Origin of the sequence: Candidatus Sysuiplasma jiujiangense (assembly GCA_019721075.1) — an archaeon.
Lineage (GTDB): Archaea > Thermoplasmatota > Thermoplasmata > Sysuiplasmatales > Sysuiplasmataceae > Sysuiplasma > Sysuiplasma jiujiangense.
On sequence record JAHEAD010000012.1, the window covers coordinates 67,403 to 91,764 of the forward strand.

The 24,362-nt window shown below is 50.5% G+C and carries 26 protein-coding genes; 8 read left to right on the plus strand and 18 right to left on the minus strand.

Annotated features, from left to right (window positions below):
- Nucleotides 1-99 precede the first annotated feature (99 nt).
- Genes KIS29_07945 through KIS29_07955 form a run of 3 tightly spaced genes read left to right on the plus strand, consistent with a single transcriptional unit; the run spans nucleotide 100 to nucleotide 2,316 of the window.
- Nucleotides 100-831, plus strand: a complete 732-nt coding sequence (locus KIS29_07945) for a hypothetical protein (GenBank protein MBX8640249.1) — start codon at nucleotides 100-102, stop codon at nucleotides 829-831.
- Nucleotide 832: 1 nt separating this feature from the next.
- Nucleotides 833-1,741 carry a hypothetical protein gene (locus tag KIS29_07950; protein ID MBX8640250.1) on the plus strand — a complete coding sequence of 303 codons (909 nt, stop codon included), beginning with the start codon at nucleotides 833-835 and terminating at the stop codon, nucleotides 1,739-1,741.
- Nucleotides 1,738-2,316: a hypothetical protein gene (locus KIS29_07955; protein ID MBX8640251.1), complete on the plus strand. Its 579-nt coding sequence runs from the start codon at nucleotides 1,738-1,740 to the stop codon at nucleotides 2,314-2,316. Before KIS29_07950 ends, KIS29_07955 begins: the two co-directional genes overlap by 4 nt.
- Here the strand turns inward: KIS29_07955 and KIS29_07960 are convergent.
- Complete coding sequence (locus KIS29_07960; protein MBX8640252.1) at nucleotides 2,300-3,001, minus strand: NUDIX hydrolase; 702 nt, start codon at nucleotides 2,999-3,001, stop codon at nucleotides 2,300-2,302. The genes KIS29_07955 and KIS29_07960 overlap by 17 nt on opposite strands.
- Nucleotides 3,002-3,091: 90 nt before the next feature.
- Here KIS29_07960 and KIS29_07965 point away from each other — a divergent pair, with 90 nt between their 5' ends.
- The 4 genes from KIS29_07965 to KIS29_07980 all read left to right on the plus strand — a co-directional run bounded on the left by KIS29_07965 (nucleotide 3,092) and on the right by KIS29_07980 (nucleotide 8,916).
- On the plus strand, nucleotides 3,092-4,039 hold the full coding sequence (locus tag KIS29_07965; GenBank protein MBX8640253.1) for a 50S ribosome-binding GTPase: 948 nt from the start codon (nucleotides 3,092-3,094) through the stop codon (nucleotides 4,037-4,039).
- A gap of 106 nt (nucleotides 4,040-4,145) precedes the next feature.
- On the plus strand, nucleotides 4,146-4,802 hold the full coding sequence (locus KIS29_07970; GenBank protein ID MBX8640254.1) for a hypothetical protein: 657 nt from the start codon (nucleotides 4,146-4,148) through the stop codon (nucleotides 4,800-4,802).
- A gap of 104 nt (nucleotides 4,803-4,906) precedes the next feature.
- Nucleotides 4,907-8,218, plus strand: a complete 3,312-nt coding sequence (locus tag KIS29_07975) for a DNA polymerase II large subunit (GenBank protein ID MBX8640255.1) — start codon at nucleotides 4,907-4,909, stop codon at nucleotides 8,216-8,218.
- A gap of 29 nt (nucleotides 8,219-8,247) precedes the next feature.
- A complete protein-coding gene (locus KIS29_07980) occupies nucleotides 8,248-8,916 on the plus strand; it encodes an HAD-IB family phosphatase (protein ID MBX8640256.1) in 669 nt (222 codons plus the stop codon).
- On the opposite strand, the gene KIS29_07985 is transcribed toward KIS29_07980, so the two are convergent.
- The 17 genes from KIS29_07985 to KIS29_08065 all read right to left on the minus strand — a co-directional run bounded on the left by KIS29_07985 (nucleotide 8,881) and on the right by KIS29_08065 (nucleotide 23,270).
- Nucleotides 8,881-9,711: a DNA-directed RNA polymerase subunit D gene (locus KIS29_07985; GenBank protein MBX8640257.1), complete on the minus strand. Its 831-nt coding sequence runs from the start codon at nucleotides 9,709-9,711 to the stop codon at nucleotides 8,881-8,883. The genes KIS29_07980 and KIS29_07985 overlap by 36 nt on opposite strands.
- Nucleotides 9,712-9,723: 12 nt before the next feature.
- Nucleotides 9,724-10,104, minus strand: coding sequence for a 30S ribosomal protein S11 (locus KIS29_07990; GenBank protein MBX8640258.1), 381 nt, complete (start codon nucleotides 10,102-10,104; stop codon nucleotides 9,724-9,726).
- Nucleotides 10,101-10,844, minus strand: a complete 744-nt coding sequence (locus KIS29_07995; GenBank protein MBX8640259.1) for a 30S ribosomal protein S4 — start codon at nucleotides 10,842-10,844, stop codon at nucleotides 10,101-10,103. Before KIS29_07995 ends, KIS29_07990 begins: the two co-directional genes overlap by 4 nt.
- 20 nt (nucleotides 10,845-10,864) lie before the next feature.
- Nucleotides 10,865-11,497: a 30S ribosomal protein S13 gene (locus KIS29_08000; GenBank protein MBX8640260.1), complete on the minus strand. Its 633-nt coding sequence runs from the start codon at nucleotides 11,495-11,497 to the stop codon at nucleotides 10,865-10,867.
- Between the two features lie 116 nt (nucleotides 11,498-11,613).
- The gene (locus tag KIS29_08005) at nucleotides 11,614-13,125 is read right to left on the minus strand and encodes an NADH-quinone oxidoreductase subunit N (protein ID MBX8640261.1); all 1,512 of its coding nucleotides are present in this window, start codon (nucleotides 13,123-13,125) and stop codon (nucleotides 11,614-11,616) included.
- Entirely contained in the window at nucleotides 13,122-14,654 is a 1,533-nt protein-coding gene (locus tag KIS29_08010; protein MBX8640262.1) for a NuoM family protein, read from the minus strand. The genes KIS29_08005 and KIS29_08010 overlap by 4 nt, the downstream gene beginning before the upstream one ends.
- 4 nt (nucleotides 14,655-14,658) lie before the next feature.
- Entirely contained in the window at nucleotides 14,659-16,593 is a 1,935-nt protein-coding gene (locus KIS29_08015; GenBank protein MBX8640263.1) for a hypothetical protein, read from the minus strand.
- 73 nt (nucleotides 16,594-16,666) lie between these two features.
- On the minus strand, nucleotides 16,667-16,984 hold the full coding sequence (nuoK, locus tag KIS29_08020) for an NADH-quinone oxidoreductase subunit NuoK (GenBank protein MBX8640264.1): 318 nt from the start codon (nucleotides 16,982-16,984) through the stop codon (nucleotides 16,667-16,669).
- A complete protein-coding gene (locus tag KIS29_08025; GenBank protein ID MBX8640265.1) occupies nucleotides 16,984-17,214 on the minus strand; it encodes a hypothetical protein in 231 nt (76 codons plus the stop codon). Before KIS29_08025 ends, nuoK begins: the two co-directional genes overlap by 1 nt.
- Nucleotides 17,215-17,227: 13 nt before the next feature.
- The gene (locus KIS29_08030) at nucleotides 17,228-17,482 is read right to left on the minus strand and encodes an NADH-quinone oxidoreductase subunit J (protein MBX8640266.1); all 255 of its coding nucleotides are present in this window, start codon (nucleotides 17,480-17,482) and stop codon (nucleotides 17,228-17,230) included.
- Nucleotides 17,479-18,240: a 4Fe-4S binding protein gene (locus tag KIS29_08035; protein MBX8640267.1), complete on the minus strand. Its 762-nt coding sequence runs from the start codon at nucleotides 18,238-18,240 to the stop codon at nucleotides 17,479-17,481. Before KIS29_08035 ends, KIS29_08030 begins: the two co-directional genes overlap by 4 nt.
- A gap of 1 nt (nucleotide 18,241) precedes the next feature.
- A complete protein-coding gene (gene nuoH / locus KIS29_08040; protein ID MBX8640268.1) occupies nucleotides 18,242-19,300 on the minus strand; it encodes an NADH-quinone oxidoreductase subunit NuoH in 1,059 nt (352 codons plus the stop codon).
- The gene (locus tag KIS29_08045; protein ID MBX8640269.1) at nucleotides 19,284-20,366 is read right to left on the minus strand and encodes an NADH-quinone oxidoreductase subunit D; all 1,083 of its coding nucleotides are present in this window, start codon (nucleotides 20,364-20,366) and stop codon (nucleotides 19,284-19,286) included. The genes nuoH and KIS29_08045 overlap by 17 nt, the downstream gene beginning before the upstream one ends.
- Entirely contained in the window at nucleotides 20,359-20,961 is a 603-nt protein-coding gene (locus tag KIS29_08050) for an NADH-quinone oxidoreductase subunit C (GenBank protein MBX8640270.1), read from the minus strand. Before KIS29_08050 ends, KIS29_08045 begins: the two co-directional genes overlap by 8 nt.
- A 9-nt stretch (nucleotides 20,962-20,970) precedes the next feature.
- Nucleotides 20,971-21,459: an NADH-quinone oxidoreductase subunit NuoB gene (gene nuoB, locus KIS29_08055; GenBank protein ID MBX8640271.1), complete on the minus strand. Its 489-nt coding sequence runs from the start codon at nucleotides 21,457-21,459 to the stop codon at nucleotides 20,971-20,973.
- 92 nt (nucleotides 21,460-21,551) lie between these two features.
- Nucleotides 21,552-21,911: an NADH-quinone oxidoreductase subunit A gene (gene ndhC / locus KIS29_08060; protein MBX8640272.1), complete on the minus strand. Its 360-nt coding sequence runs from the start codon at nucleotides 21,909-21,911 to the stop codon at nucleotides 21,552-21,554.
- A 66-nt stretch (nucleotides 21,912-21,977) separates the two neighbouring features.
- Nucleotides 21,978-23,270 (minus strand): MFS transporter, encoded by a 1,293-nt coding sequence (locus KIS29_08065; protein ID MBX8640273.1) that lies wholly within the window; start codon nucleotides 23,268-23,270, stop codon nucleotides 21,978-21,980.
- A gap of 258 nt (nucleotides 23,271-23,528) precedes the next feature.
- Between KIS29_08065 and KIS29_08070 the strand changes: the two genes are divergently transcribed.
- Nucleotides 23,529-24,260 (plus strand): PAC2 family protein, encoded by a 732-nt coding sequence (locus KIS29_08070; protein MBX8640274.1) that lies wholly within the window; start codon nucleotides 23,529-23,531, stop codon nucleotides 24,258-24,260.
- The last annotated feature ends 102 nt before the right edge of the window (nucleotides 24,261-24,362 follow it).

Genomic DNA, 24,362 nt, shown 5'->3' on the forward strand with positions numbered 1-24,362 from the left:
TTAAATAATTGTATGACGATATGTCTGACAGAGTGGAATGATTGTTTTTCCGGACGGGAAGCAATCTACCGGCTGAAACAAACAGAGGATGAAGTACGAATGTCGACCATTAGATGCCCTTCATGTAGTGCGCCTTCCGATGATGACGGCGGGAAGAAATATAACATCTGCAATCACTGCAGGACGCTCTATCTCTTTGATGGTACCGGCTCTTACGTTCCTTCTTATGCAGAGGCAAAACTGAAAGAATCCGAAGCCATACGAAGAATCCATGAGTGGGCCTCCGATGTAAAAGGAGGAAGAGAGTTCTCGAGAAACATCGAGCTGGCAAGAATGTCGTTAAAGCACCTTCCCTTATACATATACGGGAAAGACAGGACGGGAAACGACACGGAGGTCGTCGTCAGCGGAATACCGTCCATACAACCCGGAATCAGGCAAATAGATCCTGCCGGCACCCAGAAGACACAGGTAACTGCAGACACAGACATATCCGATTTCCAGATGCCAAACACTGATCCGCAGGCATACATACAGATACTTTCAGTGGATCCCGGATCGAGGCAACTTCTTTTTTACCCTTTCTGGATTACACAGTACGTCTACCGCGGGAAACTCAACACCATCACGGTTGACGCATACAATGGCAGTGTTTACGGTGATCTGAACGTCGAAGTAGAAAGAAAAAATCCAATTCCGCTTGCAGCTGGGAGTTTTGCAATAATTTTTGCGGAAGGATTCATAGCATTTTTCGGTATCGTTTACGCACTTGCTGCAATAGGCGTGACTGCGGCCGGAATTGCCTTCTACACAAACAGGAGGAAGGAATAGAATGATGTCCAAGAGCGGCTGTGTCGAATGCGGCACACCCATTTACTTTGATGATTTTGATCCGGTTACGACCTGCCCCAATTGCAGCACGGCGTTCAGACTTCCACGTGACAGTTCAGGGTCTTTCATCCTAACATACTCATACAACATCGGCGCAGATGATGCAAGATCCCGTGCGGTGAGCATCATCATGTCCAAATTCTGCCCGAACAGATTCAGAAACACATTTGATATCAGTGAAGTATTTCCCGTCTGTCTTCCGTTATGGGGGATAACAGCCAGAATATCCGGATGGACCTGTTCGGGAAACGGTGAATCGGAAACCGTATTGCCTGTGAACATGACTAAGAAATTCCGACTGCCGGCTTATGAAAATGTGGAGTATATCGGAGAGCCTTCCGATGTAAACGGATCTGAGGCGGTGATATCCCCTGAAAGACACTTTCCCTCCCTTGGCCTGACAATCAGGCCCGAGAATGTCAGGGAGCACACGGAGCAGGTCATGCACAGGGAGCTCTCGGTGCGCCATCCGGAATACACAGACAGCAGGCAACTGAAGGTTTCGATTGTTTCGCAGACAATAATAATGTACCCGGCATGGATAGTGAGATTCCGGACCGGGAGAGGGGAGCATGCACTCACGATAGACGGCATAACCGGAGAGCTGATGAACCAGCCTGATGTTCAGAAGATGAATGAAGGACTCATGCACGAAACTGCCATTGCACTTGCATGCTCAGGTCTCGCTGCTTCCGGTGCAGTGCTCTTCACCGCGACATCATTCCATGGCCCCGGCCTTGGGCTGATGACTTCAGGTATTGCACTTTTTGCGGTTATCAACAGCCTCCGCTACCTGCTCAGGACGCCTCATCACAGCCGTTCCAGGAATACAAGGAGAGTAACGGTATGAATCCCGTCTCGGAACGCTGCCCCAGGTGCGGAAAGAGCACAAAACTCGAAAGGGGCGAGATACTGGCTTACTGTTCCTCATGCAAGAGTCTGCATGAGATAGGGGAAAAATCGGTTGTGGATGTCGAGATAGCCAAGTTTGGCAACGTAACGGAAGGAAAAAGAGTTTACATACCGTTCTGGAGATTTTTCTGCTCTTTCAATCTGGATGACGCTGGGAATGAAGCACATGGCAATCTCAGGAATTTCATAAAGGAGGGCAACGGTGGCAGAATGTTTGTATATGTGCCTTCCGCGGATCTTAATCCTCGCGACCTTATAGAGATGGGAGCGCACATGACTGCATATAACCCTGTTTATTCAACGACCTTTTCATTCAATGACATCGAGCACCTCAGGTGCACAAGGAACAGCAGCGACGCCAGGGGCGACATAGAATATTATTTCCTTGCGGCGGAAACCTCCGAAGGCAGAAAGGAGGACATAAGGAACGGTTTCAGCATAGATAGCACACACGAGAAGATGGTTTTTTTGCCGTTTTATCACAACGGAGATGAATTTATTCCCGCTGTCTGACGTTCAGCGACTCCAGGTATTCAGTGACAACCTTTCCATGATCGAATGCAAGAGGCGGAATGGAAGTGACGGGAAAAAAGGATGCCGAGGATGCATCGTCGCCGGCCCTGATGCTGCCTCCTTTCAGGTCAACAAGATAAACGGCACTGACCATCCTCACGCGCGGATCCCGGTCAGGATTGCTGCATATCGTGAGCAACCTGTTTATTTTCCCTCGGATACCTGTTTCCTCAAAGAGTTCACGCAGAGCGCATTGTTCAAGCGTTTCATGTTCATCCAGTATACCTCCGGGCAGTGCATAAAAGCCCTTGTAAGGGTCGTGGGCCCTTCTGACAAGCAGAATCATGTTGTTGTGAATCAGGAGTGAATCGGCGGCGACGCTAGGGCTCTTCCATCTGTTCACAAGCTGTTCTTCGGAAAGACGGACCTTATTCCTGTATATGGCAGCAGCATTGCTGTATTCCTCCCCCTCCTTTATGACAAGATCGTCGTCGAAATCAATTCCGCTGCTGCCTGTAAGCTTCAAAAAGCGGTCGTTTATCCTCAGAACTGTCCGCCTGAATTCAACCGATCGCCTGTCCCCGGATGAAATAGACTCGTATTCTTCCTGGGTCCAGATGAGCTCTCCGTTGAAGAAAAGGTCAAACCTGGGTCTCAGCGAGTAACGGCTGCTGTTTCTGTACATTTTCATGAGACAGGATGGCGGAAGAGACAAAAATACTTGATTGCGCTGCCGATAAGCATTTGAGCAGATGACGGCCTGGGCAGGATAGAAATGAAACTTCCAAGAGTGATGAATGCAGGCGAAATAATAGATTACCTCTTTTCAGCCGCCTCAAAGGCGCAGGGAAGCGGAACAAATGCGCTTACGAAGATCAGAAAGAGAAATATAAACAAACTGCACACGATCGGCGAACGGGCGGATAGACTGTTCTCCGAATATGTGACAGGCTTCCCTTCATTCGAAGAAAACACTTTCGAGTACGAGTTGGCGGATCTGCTTGTAGGTGTCGGTACACTGAAAAAGGCGATTGCATCCGTGCATGGATGCAAAAATAACGTTGTTACTGTGGTGAACAGGGCCGCCAGGGAAGTGGCAAAATCGTCCACCACCTCTGAAATGAGAAAGGCCAGGGAAGGCGCCTATGGAAGGACCGCTTCCCTGATCAAGGGCGTGGACGAAGATCTCAGTATGCTTGCCACGGCTTCGGCCAGGCTTGCAGAAATACCAGACATTGAGGGGGAAAACATAGTTGTTGTCGCAGGATTCCCCAATGTTGGCAAAAGCAGATTCGTATCATATATCTCTGGCGCCAGGACTAGAGTTGAACCCTATCCATTCACAACAACGGAACTTGTGGTGGGCCACAGGATCGTGGCATACACGGACATAACCTTTGTTGACATACCTGGACTCACAGAACGTGCCTTCGTAACCGGAAACCAGTACGAGAAGAAGGCGCTGCTTGCCATAAAACACAAGGCAAGGCTTATGCTCTATATCATAGATCCCACAGGGAGCTGCGGGTGTAGTTTGAAGGATCAGCATGCTCTTTTCACTGAACTCGAAAAGGCATTTGGGTCCAGGAGAACAATTGTTGCCTACAGCAAGGCTGATCTGGACAGCAACGTCAGTGAGGTGGAAGGCCTTCATTTTTCATCTGTGACGGGTCAAGGGGTGGATGACCTTCTGGAAGCAGTGAGAAGGACGCTTGCCGGCTGAAATTTGATTATCAACTTTAGAAACCTGTTGGGAATACTTTAGTATTATCAGGGGCGGATTACAGAACACAGGCAAAGAAGGTGGTCGTCTGGGCGAAGAGCCAGACTTGAGGAGCGCAGCATTTACACTGAAAAAGGAGGTTGACAGGCTTACTGTAGAGTACGCCAATGCCATCAAGATACTCGAGGAAATAGGTCTTAATGCAGAAAAGGGTGAAAGCTTTTCAACTATACAGGGCGCAATCAAGGTTCTCAGAGTCGAACTTGACCGGGAACTCGATATGAGCGAGATGAACAGATTCAGGAGCGAGGTGGTACTGCTCGATCCGGATGAAGAGATGAGACGCGGGAATGCAGAGACTGCGTCGCCTGAAACTTCGCGCCGGAGGCTGCAGGACAGCAAACAGGATGAAATTCGGGAAACGGAAATGCAGTTTTCGGGCGGCGTGCCGGAGGGTGGGGCCAGCACCGGAAGAATTGGAGTCTCCGGTGTTTCCGGGACGACCGGTCCTTACATGGCATCTCAGACCAGGAGACCTGTGGTAAGGGAGGCCGATACAGACAGAATCCAGATAAGGCTATCTTCAATGAAGATTGAGAAGGTTGCCTCCGGAAAACACGATACTTCAGTGACGCAGGATCCTGCAAACGTTGCCTATGAAGCCGATGAGACAGATGGAGAACTCATAAAATGCAGAAATTGCGGCACGAAGATCAGCAGAAAATCGATTGTCTGCGTCTCCTGCGGTGAGTTCCTGCGCTGAATGGCTGTAACACAGGATTCCGGTAACCGCCAGACGGCCATTAAAGAAAGGATTAATACTCAGTACCCATGCCAATCAGTCTGAGTAACAGTTGCTGGTAAACGATGCCTGAAATTGCCATGAGCACGAGGGTGAGGGAATATTTTGCGCGTCTCGAAGAAGAGGCGAGAAAATGTTACGATATTACGTCGAGGGCACGTATCACTGGTATTGATACCGAGGAGAAAGTGGAAATACCCCTTGCGGAGGATATGGCTGCCCGGGTTGAGGAGCTTCTATCGGATTACAATGTGAAAGGGATTGCAGCAAAAATCAGGAAGCTCGCTGAAAACTACAACAGGGAAGAACTCTCGCTTATAATTGCGAAGGAAATAGCAAACGAGGGATCGGGTACAAAACTCGAACTTCTGGAGCGTGCAGTCAGGGTTGGTCTGGCGATACTCACAGAGGGCATACTCGTGGCACCGCTGGAGGGTATTGCCGGTGTAAAAATATCGGCAGAGGGCGGGACCGGGAGCTACGTGACGCTTTATTTTTCAGGCCCCATACGTTCTGCAGGCGGCACAGGGCAGGCCATGAGCGTGCTTATTGCAGATGTGGTAAGAAGAGAACTGGGCATCGGCAGATATGTTCCAACAGAGGAGGAGGTTGAAAGATTCAAGGAGGAAATTCCGCTATACAAGCAGACCCAGCACCTTCAGTATCTTCCATCGCCTGAAGAGACGGAGATAATAGTAATGAACTGTCCGGTGTGCATAGATGGCGAGGGCACGGAAGACGTGGAGGTTGCGGGTTATCGCGATCTCCCGAGGACAGGCACCAACAGACTCAGGGGCGGCGCGTGCATTGTAATTGCGGACGGTTTGTGCCAGAAAGCATCGAAGATAATGAAGCATGTCGGGAATCTCAAACTGGATGGTTGGAATTTCCTGGAGAAAATAACAGGCAAGGCGACCGACATAGATGACGGGGAGGTCAGGATAGCACCAAACGAGAAGTATGTGAAAGATATGGTGGCGGGAAGACCCATATTCTGCCACCCTTCAAGGATAGGAGGATTCAGGCTCAGATACGGAAGAACACGCACAACCGGGCTAAGCGCTGTTGCAATAAATCCCGCTACAATGTTTGTTCTTGACAGCTTTATAGCCATAGGTACGCAGATCAAGCTGGAAAGACCGGGAAAAGCGGGAGCAGTGACGCCGTGCACCGAGGCGGAGGGACCAATAGTTCTGATGAAAAATGGCGACGTTGTGCAGCTCAACACCACTCATGAAGCCCTGGATTCCCTGAAGGAAGTTAAGGAAATCATAGACATAGGGGAGATAGTCATACCATTTGGCGAATTCCTGGAGAACAACCACCCGCTGGTTCCGGCGGGTTATTCGCTCGAATGGCACAGGGCGCTGCTCAGAAACAGACTCGGGAAGCTGCCGCCGAACTGGAGGGAACAGTCGTGGGAAGAGGCTCTGGCGACCTCCATCGGACACAATGTACCGCTGCATCCTGCTTACAATCTTTTCTGGAGTGACCTGACGATGGAAGAGCTGTTCCGTCTGATTGAATACGTCTCAGGCAGCGGTATATTTCTGAATGATGAGCTGCATCTTCCACTTACCTCCGAAAAATCGCTGCTCGAGAAGCTGGGTGCGCTGCACAGGATTAAGGGAAAAGAGATCATAATAGAAAAATATGCGAAACCCCTGCTCCTGTGCCTCGGCCTTGAACCGGCGGAAGGAACGCTCAGGAGAATCAGACAGCCCGGACTGTTTTCAAATGCAATCGAGACCGTTTCATACCTTGCCGGAATCAGGATTATGCCCAGGGCTATAACGAGAATAGGCTCCAGAATGGCACGGCCCGAAAAAGCTGCTGAAAGAAAAATGAAACCCTCACCTCATGTCCTCTTTCCCCTGGGGCACGAGGGAGGGATGCAGCGGCTGTTCTCGACTGCTGCGCAGAAAGGTGAATTTTCGGTTGAGATGAATCAGAGAATCTGCCCGTCTTGCGGCTCAACGACATTTCTGTCGCTATGCAGGTGCGGGGCGCATACATACTCGAGGGGGAAGTCTGCGACTTTCAGAGTCAACATACGGTCAGTGCTGGAAGATGCCGCGGGCAGAATTGGAGAGAGCCGATACAGCGATATGAAAGGCGTACAGGGGCTGATTTCAGCGGCCAGAACGCCGGAACCTGTGGAGAAGGGCATTCTCAGGGCGAAGCACGGCGTAAACGTTTTCAGGGACGGCACTGTCCGGTTCGACATGACGGATGTTCCGCTGACCCATTTCAGACCCGCTGAGATTGGGCTTAGTGTCGAGCGTGCGAAGAAGCTTGGGTACACAATGGATGCAGAAGGCAGGGAACTGGCATCTTCCAACCAGCTATGCGAGCTGATGGTGCAGGACATAGTGCCTTCAGTAAAATTTGCAGACTACATGAAAAGAGTGGCTGACTTTGTAGATGATGAACTTGTCAGGCTCTATGGCCAGCAGCCATACTACAAGCTGAACAGCAAATGGGATCTGATAGGGCAGCTCGCGGTTGGACTGGCACCGCATACTTCCGGCGGAATATTGTGCAGAATAATTGGTTTTACAGAAACAAACGCCGGCTATGGCCATCCATTTTTCCATGCTGCAAAGAGGAGAAATGCCGACGGGGATGAAGACTCGGTGATTCTGCTGATGGACGCGATTCTCAACTTCTCAAGATCGTATCTTCCCGAAACACGGGGAGGGCTCATGGATGCACCGCTCGTCCTTTCATTGAGGATAGATCCGAATGAAATAGACAAGGAGGCGCACAATATCGACTTGCTGAAAGAATACCCTCTTGAATTTTTTGAGGCAACCGAGCGCTTCGCCAGGCCAAAGGAGGTGGAGGCCATCATGGACACTGTGGGCCCCAGGATATTCAGCGAAAGACAGTACGAGGGATTCGGCTTTACCAACGACACCGCCGACATATCGGAAGGACCCAGGGGATCCGTATACAGTACCCTGGAAACAATGGAAGATAAATTATGGGCACAGCTTGAACTTGCAAGAAAAATCAGGGCCGTTGATGCCGGGGATGTTGCCTACAGGGTGATAACAAAGCATTTCCTTCCCGACATGATAGGGAATCTGAAAAGTTTTTCAGCTCAGGAGCTCAGATGCACCAAATGCGGATCGAAATACAGGAGGATGCCACTCAGGGGAAAATGCTATTGCGGCCACGAACTGACACTGACTGTCCATGAGGCCAGTGTCAAAAAGTATCTGGAACTCACGAAGGAGATTGTGAGGAGGTTCGATCTTCCCCAATACACAATCCAGAGGATCGAGCTCATTGAGAGTTCGATGAAGAGCCTGTTTGAAAGCGACAGCGTCAGGACACTGAAGCTGACTGAGTTCGAACAGACGGCAGATTGACATCAGCCGTCGGGAATCCGGCTACCTGCGTGATTGAGATGCGACCGGAAATAGTGACTTTTGACATCGACGGTACTCTGACAGTCGGTCATGGATGGTATTACATTGCGGAAATGCTTGGGAAAAAGGATGATTACCTCCGTTCAACGCGCCTTTACAGGAGCGGAAGGATAGATGAAAGGGAACACCTGAACAATCTGCTGAATCTGGCGGCGGGCAGGACGGTTGATGATATTGCAGGAATGCTGGAGAGGGTCCCTCTCATCGATAACATCGCTGAGGGAGTAGAGCGGCTGAAGTCAGAAGGCATCGGCTCTTTTCTCCTGACACATAACCCTGAATACGTTTGTAAATGGTACTCCGGCAGATTTGGCTTCGAGGGGTATATCTGCTCCAGCCAGAAGGTCGACGGAAAAACCATCCGGAGAGCTGAATCCGCAGCGCCTGACAAGCTGGCCTGGCTTGACAAGTTCTGCCGCGCCAGGAAAGTGGAGCTGGAAGGCATACTGCACATAGGGGACAGCGCGAGCGATCGCTCTGTATTCATCCGGACCGGACGCGGCATCGCAGTCAATACAAGGGACAGGTCGATAATATACAGCGCGACAGCATACCTGAACACAACGGACATGAACGATATTGCCGGAAAGGTGCTGGAAATATCAGACGGCACTCAGCTTTTCCGCGAGATCCGATGATTTCTTTTCGAGTATCTCTATTGATTTGATAAGCGCCTCAGACGCGGTCAGTGAGCCGTCCGTCTCAAACTGCATGACAAATCGGGATTCGTCGCCGGTGACTTCGACAGCCCCCCTGGGTGCTGCCTCAACGCAGGCTTTGCAGAGCGTGCACTTTTCGATATCTGTAACAACGATGCTGGATGCCCGCTTTTCAAGTATGTTCACCGGGCAGCAGCCCGTATCGAACTTGTCCAGGTCCAGCCTGTCATAATTGAACTTGACGCTCGGATAGTACCTGTAACCGGGCGACTGGACTGCCTGAAACCTCGCATGCTGTTTACCTGTACCAAGTTCAGCGGTTGCATAAACCAGGACTGCCTGTTTCGGGCCGAGTTTGACAATTGGTATGAATTCATCCTTTACGCGGTACTTTTCGCTTCCCAGAGGTTCCAGATCTCCGGAATAAACGGTGCATGGCCCCTTCTTGTTCAGCGAATACATAACAGTGCAGCTGGGGCAGCCTTCACCCTTGCAGGTGCATTCATTCCTGAAATTGAACTCATCCAGGTAGGTTGGAAGAGGTATGAGGCCGAGTCTGTGAGCTATCATTTCATCGAACAGTGGAGTGACACTCTCGTACTCTGTGCCGTCTTCACCCATTATAGGACCGAGATGAAACTCCACATTGTTGACAGCCATTTTCGGCACTTCTGAGAGAAGCGTTCTCCGCAGCGCATTTACCTGCTGAGGATTCGCATCCGAGACTACAAAGCGAATGAAATTGTCCTTTACTTCCCTGAATTCTATATCCATCTGAGCACCCGTTCAGACCCTTCTGCCACGTCTTCCGCCCTTCTTCTTTGTGCCGTCATGCGGAACAGGGGTAACATCCTCTATTCGCCCAATCTTGAGTCCCGCTCTAGCGAGTGCTCTGATTGCCGCCTGCGCACCGGGTCCGGGTGATGCTGATTTGTTTCCGCCGGGGGCCCTTACCCTGACATGCACCGTATCGATGCCCTTCTCCTTGATCTGCTCAGCAACCCGCTCTGCGGCGCGCATTGCGGCATACGGGGAGGACTCATCCTTGGCTGCCTTGACAACCATGCCTCCGGTACATTTAGCAATTGTTTCAGCGCCTGTTATGTCGGTGACAGTTATGAGAATATTGTTGTAGCTTGCGAAAATATTCGCAATGCCTATCTTCATTTGTCCGCCTCCGTGTCATCAGGCACAGCATCCTGCAGGGGAACATCCTCTTTTACCTCCACCGCCTCAACCGCTTCCTTCAGCACCACATCCTTCTTTATCTCCTTCTTCACGACCTTCTGCACCACAGGAGGAACGAATGACCGGCGTCTCGAAAACTTCGAGTTCCTTCCTTCTTCCCTGTCCGGTCTCTTCTCCTTCAGGACACCGACAAAATCTGGTGCAGGGCGCATCGGATGCATGTCGCCGGATATCGGGGATGTGGGTGAATAAGCGATAGATTCGTCCTCCCCTATCTTGACCATATATCCCGGAACGGTCAACCGTCTCGACTGCATGCTTATATGACCGTGAACAATAAACTGTCTCGCCTGTTCCACGCTTCTTGCCATTCCCTTCTTGAGTATAATCGTCTGAAGTCTTCTGGACAGGACCTCTTCTATGTTTATCAGAAGCAGATCGTTGAGATCTGCTGTCTCGTTGACAAGACCGAGCCTCTTGCATTTTGCCAGAAGAAGCTCTGTTTCCTTCCGTGCCTGTTCGTCTCCGGCCCTGTTGCGCGCCTGAAGAGATCTGGACTGTCTTCTCACTTCCCTGAGGAAAGACTGGGCCTTCCATAACTCCTTCTTGTTCTTCAGTCCGTACTTGAAAACGAGATTGCTCTCCCTCTTAATTCTCTCCCCTTCCCACGGATGGGAAGGCCTGTCATATTTTCTGACCGGAAACTTTGGATCTCCCATTAATTCACCTTAAAATTGGCTCAGCTGGCCTTCTCCTTTGAAGCTGGCTTGGCAGGCGTTTTGGCAGGAGCGGCGGACTTTGCGGCTGGCGCAGCGGTTTTGGCAGCCTTGCCCGCGGTTGCAGACTGTCCAGGCGCGGCTTCAGCGGCCGCCTTCTCTCCGCCGGCACCCGCGGCAGGCGCGGCAGCGACCCTGGTCACACCCATCGTCAGACCTGTCCTTCCGTTGGAACGCGTCCGCTGTCCCCTGACTTTCTGTCCTGTCTCATGCCTTATTCCCTTGTAACAGCGAATCATTTTCATGCGGTTGATGTCTTCCCTGACCGCAAGGTCAACTTCGGTACCTATGGCATGCCTGCTTTCCCCGGTTTCAAATTCGCTTGGCCGGTTTACCATCCAGCCCGGGAAGTTACTTGCGATTGAATTTATTGCCTCTTCTATTTCTGCATACTTGGATTCAGGGTATGAGCCGAGCTTGACGTTCCTGTCAATGCCTGCGGATATGGCCACCCGTTCAGCAATACGCTTTCCGAGACCTTTTATCTTCATCAAGGCAACAACGGACTTCTTGTTTCCGTCCAGATCAGTGTTCGCTATATGAACTATGAAATGGAAATCGCCCTTCGCAGCATCATTCCCGGTCTGATCAGCCAAAACTAACCAATCCTCTTGTAATAATTGCCTAAAAGGTTGCCATATTTAACCTATTCGCCGGCTGATTCAGCCGTTTGCCGGAAAACTGTTTGGCATGTTCGGAATGGCACTGCGGTTCAGAGCAGCGAAAGCAGTGCCCTTGCAGCACTGTTGCAGACAGCAATCACGGGACCCGGATATATGCCTATGAGCACGACAGCCATCAGTGCTATCAGCAGGGATGCTGAACCCGGAATTCCAAGGGAGTACCTGGGTGGAGGCGATTCTGTGTCGCTGAACATGTTTCTTATCACCCTTACATAATAGATCAGCGATACAGCGCTGTTCATTATTCCGAAAACTGCAAGCCAGATGACCCAAGAATAACCGGGTATTATGGATGCTCCCACAGCGCTTGAAAATATCAGCAGCTTGCTGTCGAATCCGGCAAGAAGCGGGATACCCAGCAGCGAGAGAAGGTAGAACGTCATTGAAAAGGAGATGAGCTTGTTGTTCCTGAAGAGACCCCTGAAATCGTCAACGGCTACGCCGCCTACACTCGATGACATGAGCGCAACGATGGCGAATGCGCCTGCGGTCGCAATGGCATGGGTAAGAATCTGAAATATTCCTGAGGAGATGGAGAAGATCTGCAGACTGGAACCATAGATGCCCGGATCACCGTACGCGGCAGCAAAAACAGGCAGTGTTATGAGGATGTAGCCCGCCTGTCCTATGCTGGAATAAGCAAGCATTCTCTTGAAACTCTTCTGCTGGAGTGCAACAACATTCCCCACTGTCATTGTGAGGATGGCAAGTATGCCGAATATGGGAGCCCATTCGGCTCTGAAAGCAATAAGCGCGACAATGAATATCTTGAAAATTGCCGCCAGACCGGCCTTCTTCGTTCCTGACGAGAGCAGACTGGAGACCGGTGTGGGCGTTCCCTCGTAGACGTCCGGTGCCCACATGTGGAACGGTACAATCGCAACCTCGAATCCGAAGCCGGCAATTATCATGACAAGCGCAATCATGGCGGTCGGAAAATACGGACTCTGCGAGGAAATGGACTGCAGGGAAGTAGCCAGCGCGGAAAGCTGGAGAGTGTGGGTTATGCCGTAGAGAAGGGAAATGCCATAAAGAGCGAGTGCCGCTGAAAGCGCACTGATGATGTAGAATTTCATAGCCGCTTCGATTCCAGTCCTGTCCTTCTTCCTGAACGCGGAGATGGATGCACTTGCGAGACCGGTGAGCGCAATGCCCACAAACAGGGTAATCAGGTCGGTCGCGGCGCTGATCACCATCATACCTGCCACTGAAATCAGCAGCAGGCTGTAGTATTCACCCTGGTTTCTGTCAGACTGTATATAGCGAACCGAGGGGAGCATTGAAAGGAGTCCCACTGTAAGGAATATGAGCTGAAAGACGACGGCGAAATCGTCTTCCACCATGACATTGCCGAAATTCTGGTTGACAGGAATCACATCGAAGAGGATGAGGAAGAGCAGGAGGAATGTTGCAGCAATAGTGGCCAGGGACACACCCGCAACCGTCCTGTTGCTGACATAAAACGAAAGTGCTGCGGCAATTACTGCGCCTGCGACCATAACGATTAATGGAGACATGCCTGATGCGAAGAACTGTATCATTTCAGTGCACCTGCCATCATTGAGTAGTAATGAGCGACTGCAATGTTGATCGGATTGAACATGAACCACGGGAGTATTCCGAAGACAACAATAATCAGAAGCAGTACGGCCATCGGAAAGGACTCGAACCAGTTGCCGTCATGTATATCATTCATGGATATCTCCTTTGAATCCGGGCCGAATATCGTCTTCTGCATGGACCAGACATAGTATCCTGCCGTAAGCACCACAGTAAATATCGGTATGATGAGCAGCAGGCCGAAACTGAGATATGTGACGTAGAATACGCTGAATTCCGCAGCAAACCCTATCATACCCGGCATTCCAAGCGACGCGAGGAAGCCTCCCATCATCAGGGTGGCTAGCGTCGGCATTTTTCTTGCCAGACCGCCGAGTTTGCTCATATCTCTCGTTCCGGCATGATGCTGAATGACGCCTGCCGACATGAATAGCACTGCGGTGATGAGCCCGTGGGAGAACATCTGGAAATCAGCAACTGTTATACCCAGCGGATTAATCTGCCCGGTTTTTGGATTCAGCGTAAAAATTGCGGCTGCTATAGCAAGGAGAACAAGGCCCATATGACTTATGGATGAGTTTGCGATCATCCGCTTCAGATCCTTCTGCGCCATGCTGACCCATGCACCGTAGAGTATGCTTATCACTGCAAGGACGACGATCAGATATTCGAAGTATTTTGCACCATAAGGCAGGGTGGGCACAGCGATACGTATCAGCCCGTACGAGCCCATCTTGAGCAGGAGGGATGCTAGCAGGACGCTTCCCCCCGTGGGCGCATCTGTATGCGCATCGGGAAGCCAAGTATGGAACGGGAAAACAGGCATCTTTACGATGAAACCGAAGAACAGGCCCAGAAACACTATTACCTGAAAATAGAGGGGGAAGAGAGGCGAGACCGCGGCAATCTTTGTAATTGAGAATGTAAACGGTTTTGCAGGGTAGAAGCTGTGATATTCAAAATAAAGAGCAAAGAAGGAGAGAAGCATTACAAGACTCGACGCGTGTGTATATATGAAGAATTTTGTGGCGCTGTATATCCGCTTCTGAGAGCCCCAGATCAGTATTATGAAATACATCGGGACGAGAACCACTTCCCAGAAGATGTAGAAGATGAAGTAATTGAGCGTTGTAAAGACACCCAGGACTCCAGTTTCGACCAGCAGAATCATGGAGAAATACTGATTTGACCTGTGCTCAACGTCCCAGGAGAACAGAACAACCAGGAAGGAGACAAGGAGAGTGAGAAAAACCATCGGCAGTGCTATGCCATCCACTCCGACGGCGTAGCTTATCCTGAAATATGAGGTGCTAATCCACGTGTAATGCTCTGAGAACTGATACCCGGGATTGCCGTAATTGAATGACACGAGCATGTAAATGCCTAGAAGAAGAGGAATGAAACTGAATATTGCAGCGACTGCCCTGTTCTTCCGCAGATCTGCAGGCATTGCAAGCAGAAGTGCAAAACCCGCGGCCAGAAATATGAGCATCAGCGATATCAGGAACAACAAATCACACCCCCAGAATCGGGAACAGAATCAGCACTATCGCGAGCAATATCACTCCGAGTATGATTACATCGGCATAACTCTGGACAAAGCCGGTTTCACTCTTCCTCACCTTTTCCGAGGACCATACGAAGAACCTGCCTATCCCGTTGACCAGGCCGTCTATTCCCTTCCTGTCAAAGAAGTCGAGGCCACGGGAAATTTGATACCCAATCCATTCGCCCATGCCATCGTAGAGTTGAGGAAAATAATACCTTTCAGAGAGAAGCGTGAATATTCTTTTTCCCGCAGGTCCTGAAACAAAGGCGTCAGCTGTTCTGCCTCTTCCCCAGTAGGAATATGCAATTCCCAGACCGAGAAATGCCATGAAGAGGGAGAGGTAGGTCGCAGGCTCCCCGAAGATCCCGAAAACACCGTTGAACTGTGTATATGGACTTACAGCTGACAGGGCGATCGGGTAATGCACTGCCTGGGCAAAACCGGCCACGCCGAAAACCGCCATTCCGATGACGAGTGTGAGAACAGCGAGTATGATCAGCGGAACGGTCATCACGGGAGGAGACTCATGGACATGGACTTCCTGCGGATACCTTGCCTTTCCCCTGAAGGTATAGAACCACAGGCGGAAAATATACAGACCGGTGAAGAGGGCCGCAATCAGCCCGAACAGCCAGATCAGAATGAAAATCGAATTATAGGCGGAAGCACCCAGCGCAGCGCTGAGAACCGCATCCTTGCTGAAAAATCCGCTGAAAGGCACGATGCCTGCGAGTGAAAGAGAGCCGAAGAGCATTGTCAGGGAGGTTATTCTCAGCTTCCCTGAAAGTCCGCCCATTTTGCGCATATCCTGTATTCCGTCAAGCGCATGCATTACGCTCCCGGCACAGAGGAAAAGCAGCGCCTTGAATATTGCCTGATTCATAAGGTGAAACACGCCTGCGCTGTAGCCTAGCGAGTAATAAGCGGACGCTCCGGGAGACGGAGAAACTGAAAGAACATATGCTCCCGCGCCGAGCGCCAGGAACATGTAGCCGAGCTGGCTTATTGTTGAAAATGCGAGAACGCGCTTTATATCAAATGTCGCTATTGCCATCGTTGCAGCAAACAGTGCGGTGAAGCCGCCTATGAAAGCAACAAAGAGTGAACTGACAGGCGACTGGCTGAACAGAGGATACATCCTCGCTACGAGATAGACACCCGCATTGACCATTGTAGCACCATGTATCATTGCGGAGACGGGCGTGGGACCCTCCATGGCATCGACAAGCCAGTCCTGCAGCGGGAACTGGGCGCTTTTGCCCATTGCTCCGCCGAAAAGTGCAAGCGTTGCAATAGTGAGCAGTCCCTGATTTTTCAGTGCCGTAATCGAACCCGGCTGGAAGAGCGTATCGAACATAACGGTATGATTTCCTGAACTGAGCAGCAGCACTATGCCGAACAGAAGAAACATGTCGCCGAATCTCGTGACAATAAATGCTTTCTTGGCAGCCCTTGCCGCAGACGGTCTTTCATACCAGAAACCTATGAGGAGATAGGAGCCAAGTCCCACGAGTTCCCAGAATATGTACATCTCGAGCAGATTGTTTGCCATGACAAGCCCGAGCATAACTCCAACAAACATCGAAATTATGCCGAAGAATCTCTTTCTCCTCGGTCCCTCCTCATGCATATAGCCGACGCTGTAGAGCACAATCAGGAAGCTGACAGAGGAAACGACGGCCATCATCACGACTGTGAGCCAGTCGACATAAATTCCAAGATAAACACCTGATGTTCTTGAGAATGTTATGTATTCGAACTGCTGCTGGAATGCAGCGGGATAGATTCCGGCACCGTTTCCGGTAAACTCGATAACAAATATGAGCAGTGAAATGGCGGCTGAAATCCCGACACCAAGAACCGCTATCCATTCGGCCAGCCGCGGACGTGAAACAGGCACAATGGAAATTACGGCGAATGCGATTATCGGGGAAAGGGTTACCAGCGATGCATACGGAAGAAGCGGATCCGTTCTACCACCTCAGATCTGCGACTTCGTTCACTTCTATCGTGTCCCTCGATTTCCACAACACCAGCAGTATTGCCAGTCCGACTGCCACCTCGGCGGCCGCAACTGCAATCGAAATCAGTGCAAAGACCTGGCCATCGGCTGCGAGAGCCTGGGTCGGCGCTGTGTTTGAAAATGCAACAAAGTTGATGTTTGCAGCATTTAGCATCAGTTCTATGGACAGCAGAACCATTATGGCGTTTCTCCTGAAGAGGACGCCAAACACTCCGACCACAAAGAGGAGTGAAGAGAACAGTATCACGTCCGCTATCGGTATCAGAATTATTCCTCCTTTGCAAGATAGACGCCGCCAATCATGGAAGCGGCGAGAAGAACGGCTACTATCAGAAATGTTATGCCGTAACCACCCGGATTAAACATCTGGTAGGAGACTGCGGCAGTGCCGGAAACAGTCTGGCCCGCATATCCCCAGTTTGCAGGAACCAATGCAATCGAGAGGACTATAAACAGCAGAAAACTCAGGAGGATCGCGATTATTTGATATCTTTCCAAATAGATTCCTCCTTCAGCCGACAAGTATGTTGCGTCTCGTGAGCATTATTCCAAACAGTATGAGAACGACCACAGCACCGACGTAAATCAGTATCTGTATGATACCGACATAAAAGGCGCCCAGCAGGAAAAATATCAGAGAAACACCTATGAGGACGCCTGCAAAATAGAAGGCACTGTGTACTATCTCCCTTGACAGCACCATAAGTAGCGAAAGAACTGCCGATGCGGCTGCCACCAGAATGAAAACAGCAGTGTCGATGTTCATACCGCCACCTCCGCCCTGGATGCTTTTTCCGCGCTTCCTATCTGTACAACGGGATCGCTGGCAGTCGTACTCCTCGGTAGCATTTCCAGCGCGTCAAACGGGCAGGCATCCACGCAGAGAGCACAGCTAACGCAGAGTTCGTAGTTGAACATTGGAAGTTTCTTTTCCGGACCCAGTGTCCCGTTTGGCCTCTTCTTTGCTGTGCCCGGAATACTTACCATGTCTATGACCTCATGTGGGCATGCCCTGTCACAGGCACCGCAGCCTGTACAGTTTATTTCATAGAGTTCGGGATAGGGAAATGGCTTCTGGTCCGGCGCTTCATCGGGCTTTATTGACCATTCATGCGGCTTGAATATCTTGTCATTCCTGTCCTGCGTTGCAGTTTCATATCTGTTTGTCATGTGCAGTGCGGTTGACGGGCAGACCTCGACACAGAGACCGCAGAACATGCACTGCGCCATGTCGAGCGCTGGCATCCACTTCTTCACACCCTGCTCTGTCTCGTCAAGCATCATATCGAGGCATTTGTTAGGGCAGATCCTCGCGCAGTACTCGCAGCCAACGCACCTGTCCATTACAAGACCCAATTCCCCCCTGAAGTCGTCGGGGAGTTCCATCTTTTCTTCAGGATAGAGCAATGTGTTGGGCTTTCCTCCCGCCAGCGACGTACGTATAAGAGTTCTGAGCGATATCCACATCGGCTTGAAAGCATAGCCCATCAGTCCTACACGTTTCCTTTCAGTTGTTTGTGTCATTTCAGAACCACCCGGCAGATTTGAACAGAACGGCAATCAGTATATTCAGGAGAGCAAGCGGAAGAAGACTCCTCCATCCTATGTTGAGCACCTGATCGATCCTGACCCTCGGGAGGGACCCCCTCAGCCATACGAACAGTGTGAATACTGCATACACCTTGATGTAAAACCATGCAACAGGGGGCAGGAAAGGCCCGCTCCAGCCACCCAGAAAGAGTATGACCATAATCGCAGCGCCGGCAAAGGATCTGACATAGGATGTCAGCTGGATCAGTGCAAATTTAATGCCGGGGTACTCTGTCATCCATCCATGGACAAGTTCTGCTTCAGCGTCCGGCGTATCAAATGGTATTCGTTCTATCTCAGCGACCATGGATATGAGAAAAACAATGAATCCTATAATCAGCGGGATTATGAACCAGAGGTGACTCGACTGCTGACTCACAATTGTCATGAAGTTGAAGCTGCCTGCAAGAATGGCGACAGAAATGACAGTGATAAGCAATGGAACCTCGTAACTCATCATCTGTGCCGTTGAACGGAAGCCGCCGAGAAGTGAGTATTTGTTGTTGGAGGCCCATCCTGCAATGACAATTGCAAATGGCTCAATCGCAAAAATGGCGAAAGCGAGCAGCAGCCCGAGATCTGAATTGACAAAGAAGAAATCAGGCGCCTGCGGAATGACAGCAAATATCAGAAGAGAGGAGGCAACAATTATGACCAGTGTGCCGTTGTATCCCAGAGAGTCGGCGCTTTCAGGGAGTATCATCTCCTTGACTAGCAGCTTGAATGCGTCTGCAAAATTCTGGAAAAAACCGGCAGGGCCGACGACCATCGGTCCCCTTCGGTCCATGAATCTGCCAAGCTCCTTTCTCTCAACATATATCAGTATTATGACATTGACGAGCACGATGACTATCAGGACTACTGATGCGATCACCCACGTCAGACCGTAATTGAGGAATGCATCATTCTGCAGTCCCGCGAGGCCAAGCAGAAAGGTTGAAATCGCATGGGATATCGAGTAGAGGTAGTTCAGTTTATCACCTGTCCGATTCACCGAGGCACATGTCCAGGCTTCCCATTATAGACGGGACGTCGGCTAGCTTGTACCCCTTGAGCATTGCAGGGGCGGCAGAAACAGTTACGAAAATCGGACTCCTGATCTTCACCCTGTACGGCCTGTCCGTACCGTCACCCTGAACGTAGAAGAAGGCTTCCCCCCTGGGATCTTCGGTTCTGGCATATCCGTCCGCCTTCGGGATGTGCCTCGGAACCTTTCCAATCACAGGACCCGGAGGGATCGTTTTCAGGGCCTGCCGGATGATTTTGCAGCTTTCATACATCTCATTTATTCTTACACGATATCTGGCATAAACATCACACCCTTTCTCCACACAGATGTCAAAATCAAAATCAGGATAAGCCGAATACGGATCATGCTTCCTGATATCTATTGGAACGCCGCTGCCCCTCAAAGGCGGTCCTGTGACACCGAGGTTTATGGCATCAGAGGGGCTGAGATAACCAACCCCCTGCGCTCTCATTCTGAAAACTTCGCTTTCCTCAATCAGGTATTCGTACTCGCGCATGCGCTTCTCAAAGATGTCAAGTGTCCTGCTGCACTGCTGCGGGAAATTTACCGGCATGTCCTGTGAAACGCCGCCTATTCTCGGATAGTTGTGTGTAAGTCTGGCGCCGCAAAGTGCCTGAAGGAGATCCAGAAACATTTCCCTCTCACGCATCGCATACAGAAAAGCTGTCAGATTCCCGAGATCCGTCATGAACGATGCAAGCCATATCAGGTGGGATGCAATCCTCTGTATTTCCAGAGCAATTACCCTTATGTATTCAGCCCTCACGGGCACATCAATGCCGAGCATGTTTTCAACTGCTGAAACATAAACGTGGTCCCAGCTCATTGCTGCCACATAGCAGAGACGGTCGCATATGGGCACAATCTGTGCGTATGTCCTGTTCTCGCACAGTTTCTCGAAACCCCTATGGAGATATCCGATCACCGGCTCCGAATCCACTATCGTTTCACCGTCGACCTTCACCTTCAAGGTCCAGAGTCCGTGAGTAAAAGGATGCTGCGGTCCCATGTTTATCCACATTTCAGCCATCGGCATCACCCATTTTTCGGGGGTCACTGGAAACAAGCGGCTGCGGCGGAGGACGCTTCCCCTTGTTTTCCCAGTCGATCTTCCAGTGGTCTAGCAGTTTGAAATCCTTCCTGAACGGGAAAAAATCGGTTCCTTCAGGCGAAAGCACCCTCTCCAGTTTCGGATGATTGTTGAAAACTATTCCATACATATCATATGTTTCCCTTTCATGCCAGTTGGCTCCCCCCCACAGCAGGCTCAGCGAATCCACTGAAGGATCGTTTCTTGGAAGTTCGCATCGTATCTGGATGATACATCTGTTCCTGTAGGAGCTGATATGATAGAAGACCTCCCAGCTCCTGCGCAGGTCGTTGCCTCCCATGCATGTCAGATGATCAAAGTGAAGTTTTTCCTTCAGAAAAGTGCAAAATTCTAGCAGCTTCTCTCTTGGAACCTTGTTGGCCTCAATCCTGCGATCTGTCTTTGCGTTCACAGCGATATCAGGAAAATGCGACTTCATCTCCGTAATGAGTTCCTGGACCGGCATGACATCACTTATGCCGAGTTTCGAGTAATCTCTGTCCTCGCCGGATATGACAACTGTAGGTGTGGACATTTGCTTCCCTCAGTGCGGTAGCATGAAGTTTTCTTTCTCCGACCTTATCTTCTTCTGAAGTTTCAGGAAACCGTCCAGAAGAGCCTCAGGTCTCGGTGGACAGCCGGGGATATAGATATCCACCGGCAGAAAGGTATCCGCACCCCTGACAATATTGTAGGAGTCCCACCATGGGCCTCCAGATATGGTGCATTCGCCCATGCATATTACCCACTTGGGATAGGGCATCTGTTCGTAGAGCCTGATCAGGACCGGCTTAAGTTTCATTGAGATCCATCCGTTCAGCAGAAGAACGTCGCACTGCCTGGGCGAATTCCAGAAAATGACGCCGAGTCTTTCAATGTCAAATCTTGGAGCCGCCGCGGCGGCCATCTCTATGGCACAGCAGGCAATGCCGAAATGAAGCGGATACAGCGAGTTTCTTGCAGACCAGTTGAAGACACTTCCGGTGAGTTTGTTTGTTCTGGCGCGACCAATCTCCTGTCTCTGTTTTACCATTTCTGCGACCTCGCCGCTCCACTGAAGGAACGTGTCATGAGACATTGCGATCGCGCTGGGGGCGTTGGAATCAGCTCTGCTCTGGGCCCTGCTCATATCCATATGACTTCCTCCTTCTTCAGAGCATAAAGTATCCCTACAGTCAGCAAACCGACGAACACAAGCATGAGCAATTTGGCTTCAACAGACATGGAGGAGAAGGTGTATGCCCAGAGCGCAAGGAAGACCGTGAGAACATCCGCAATGACAAAAATGAGAGCGAACATATAATACTGGAAGTGAAACTGTATCCTGGTATCGCCTATAGGCACTTCGCCGCATTCATAGGTGGTTTCTTTGAGCGGTTCTTTTTTTGATGGCCTGAGAAGAGAGGACAGGAACATGCCGACAAATGCAAAAAGGACCGAAATAACAGCAAAAACGAGCACTGGTGCATAGGGTCCGTAGTTCATGATTTTTCGATTAGTATGGACTGTTATAAGTACGTTTCTGATAACATCTTCTGCTTCGCCGCAATCTCATACCTCGAGCCTCTTCGGTTCCCTGATGCTCAGCAGCACAATAACGGAAACCGCAAACACAGGAACCGATACAATGAAAGGGAGAAGCGGCGTCACAGAATACAGGTAACCGCCGAGTATCTGCGCCGGAATGGAGAAGAACAGCGGCAGTGCGCTGAACATTGCCATGATCCTTCCCCTGATGAATTTTGGAACAATGTCTGTCTGCAGTGCTGTCAGGGGAGGACCGAGAAGTGCTGTTCCGGTCCCTCCCACAACGCTCCACGTGACCATCTCATCCATATCCTTTGCCCGGGTGAAGAAAAGCTGGTTAAGAGGCACCGAAAGTGATGAAAACACGACTGATTTCTTGAGACCGAATTTCTCGACCATTCTTGCGGCAGGGAAAAGGAGGAGCATCACGACAAAGGATGAAATGCCGACAACGATGCCGTAAAGGTAGGGCTGGAAATGAAGTTCCTGGACGAAATAAAGGACAGAAAAGGAGGATGTCAATCCGAGCGCGAACGACGCCACAATAGAATAGAGCAGGAGCAGCCTGGCGTCTTTGCCGACAACTGAGAATGCTCTCCTTGTTTCGGCAAATAATGTGAACCAGAACTCTGAAAAACTTACCTTCTTCCGCGGTGTGAAGTTTTCAGTCATCCTCAGCGCCCTGTACGTTATCGCAGCGATGCCAAAGAGACCGGCTGCCAGGAATGCAAACCTAATCCCCTGTATATCGCCGAATCTTGATATCAGCAGGCCACCAAGATACGGTGAAATTACAGCAGGTATGGTGTTTATGAAAGAATATGACGCAATGCCCCTAGGTCTCAGTTCCGGTTTCATCGATTCTGTAAGCGATGTTGTGAACAGAGGTCCGTATATTCCGGAGACGGAGCCGATGACAACAGGGAGCAGGAGAAGCGGGGCATCCGGCGTCATAAAGTAGATGAAATTATTGGCCACCCCGATGAAGCTGAAAACTATGATTGCACGCTTCCTTCCCCAGACATCCCCCACATACCCGCCAACAAGCTGGGATACAGCGGTTACCAGAGAGGTTATTGCGGCAAGGTAACCGATAAGAATAGCGCTTGCACCAATGGAGTAGAAGAAGAGAGACTGGTATGGCGAGGCCATGGCACCCCCCACGGACCAGAGGGTCGAACTGCTGGTGAGTATCCATGCATTACCGGGAAGATAGAATCGCCTTTTCAGCCTGCCGATTATTGCGCTGGAGAAGAGGTTGCGTGCGTTCTCTTGCACGTCTTTGAGACCGATTTCAAGCTGGGCACTGTCCGTCATTCGACAACCTGGACTGTTTTACCAGTCTTTACCTCTGCAGGTATTTATTCCTGTTACTTCTGTTTTCGGGCAAATGAGAACATCGGTAAAAGCGGGGGACTGGCAGATCCGGAATGAGTAAATCGGCCCTCCCAGCACCTCAGCGACGACACTGAATGCTAGTTGGTTCAGAATGCTTTTCTCACAATTAACGCAGATTATCAAGGTGAAATTTTTGACAGGCTATATTTTAAAGTACTCGGCAGCAAATTACATGTCATGAGTAAAACAATTCCTAAAACAAGCCACGGAACAATAGTGATCGAGGGATTTCCGGGCATGGGGGGAGTTTCATCAATCACTTCGAAGTACATAATTGACTTTTTCCGGCTGAAAAAAGTGACGACACTGGATCTCGACTCGATGCCGCCCGTTACGATAGTCAGGAACAGACGGCCAGTACCTGCTGTGGGCGTCTACGGCGGGATGCTTCCAAGCGGCAGAAGAATTGCAGTCATCCATTCAGAAATACCTGCACCGGAAAAAGGCATACGGAAGATTGCAAGCGAAATCTCCCACTGGGCAAAATCGATAAACGCATCCCTTCTCCTCAGTGCTCAGGGGATGGTTGTGGAGAGAGACATCGGAGATCAGGGCGAAATAGGCATATACGGAACTTCGTCCTCGGCAAGGGGCGAACGGATGCTGAAAAATGCAGGCATCAACATAATGGAGGAGGGCGTGATCACTGGCATACCGGGGCTGCTTCTTGCGGAGGGGGCCAAAAGACACCTGACTACCGTCGCACTTCTTGCCGAATCAGGCACTTCACAGATTAACCCCGGTTCGGCCGCGCTGATGATCCATGCGATTGATATGCTGTGCCTCAACAGCAACATGGACTGCGGCCCGATTTGCAATCTGGCGCTGGAATCGATAAACGGCAACAGGCTTCTTATTCGGAAAGAAATGAATGACAAGGAGCTGCTGCCCGGTCTTGTCTACAGGTAAGGGCACCGTTCCACGAAACTTACCCACTTATTCCGTTGGATGTGGTGTTCATTTCCTGAATCACAGGCGGGCACTGAGCACACGGCTCTGTAACCTCCCGCC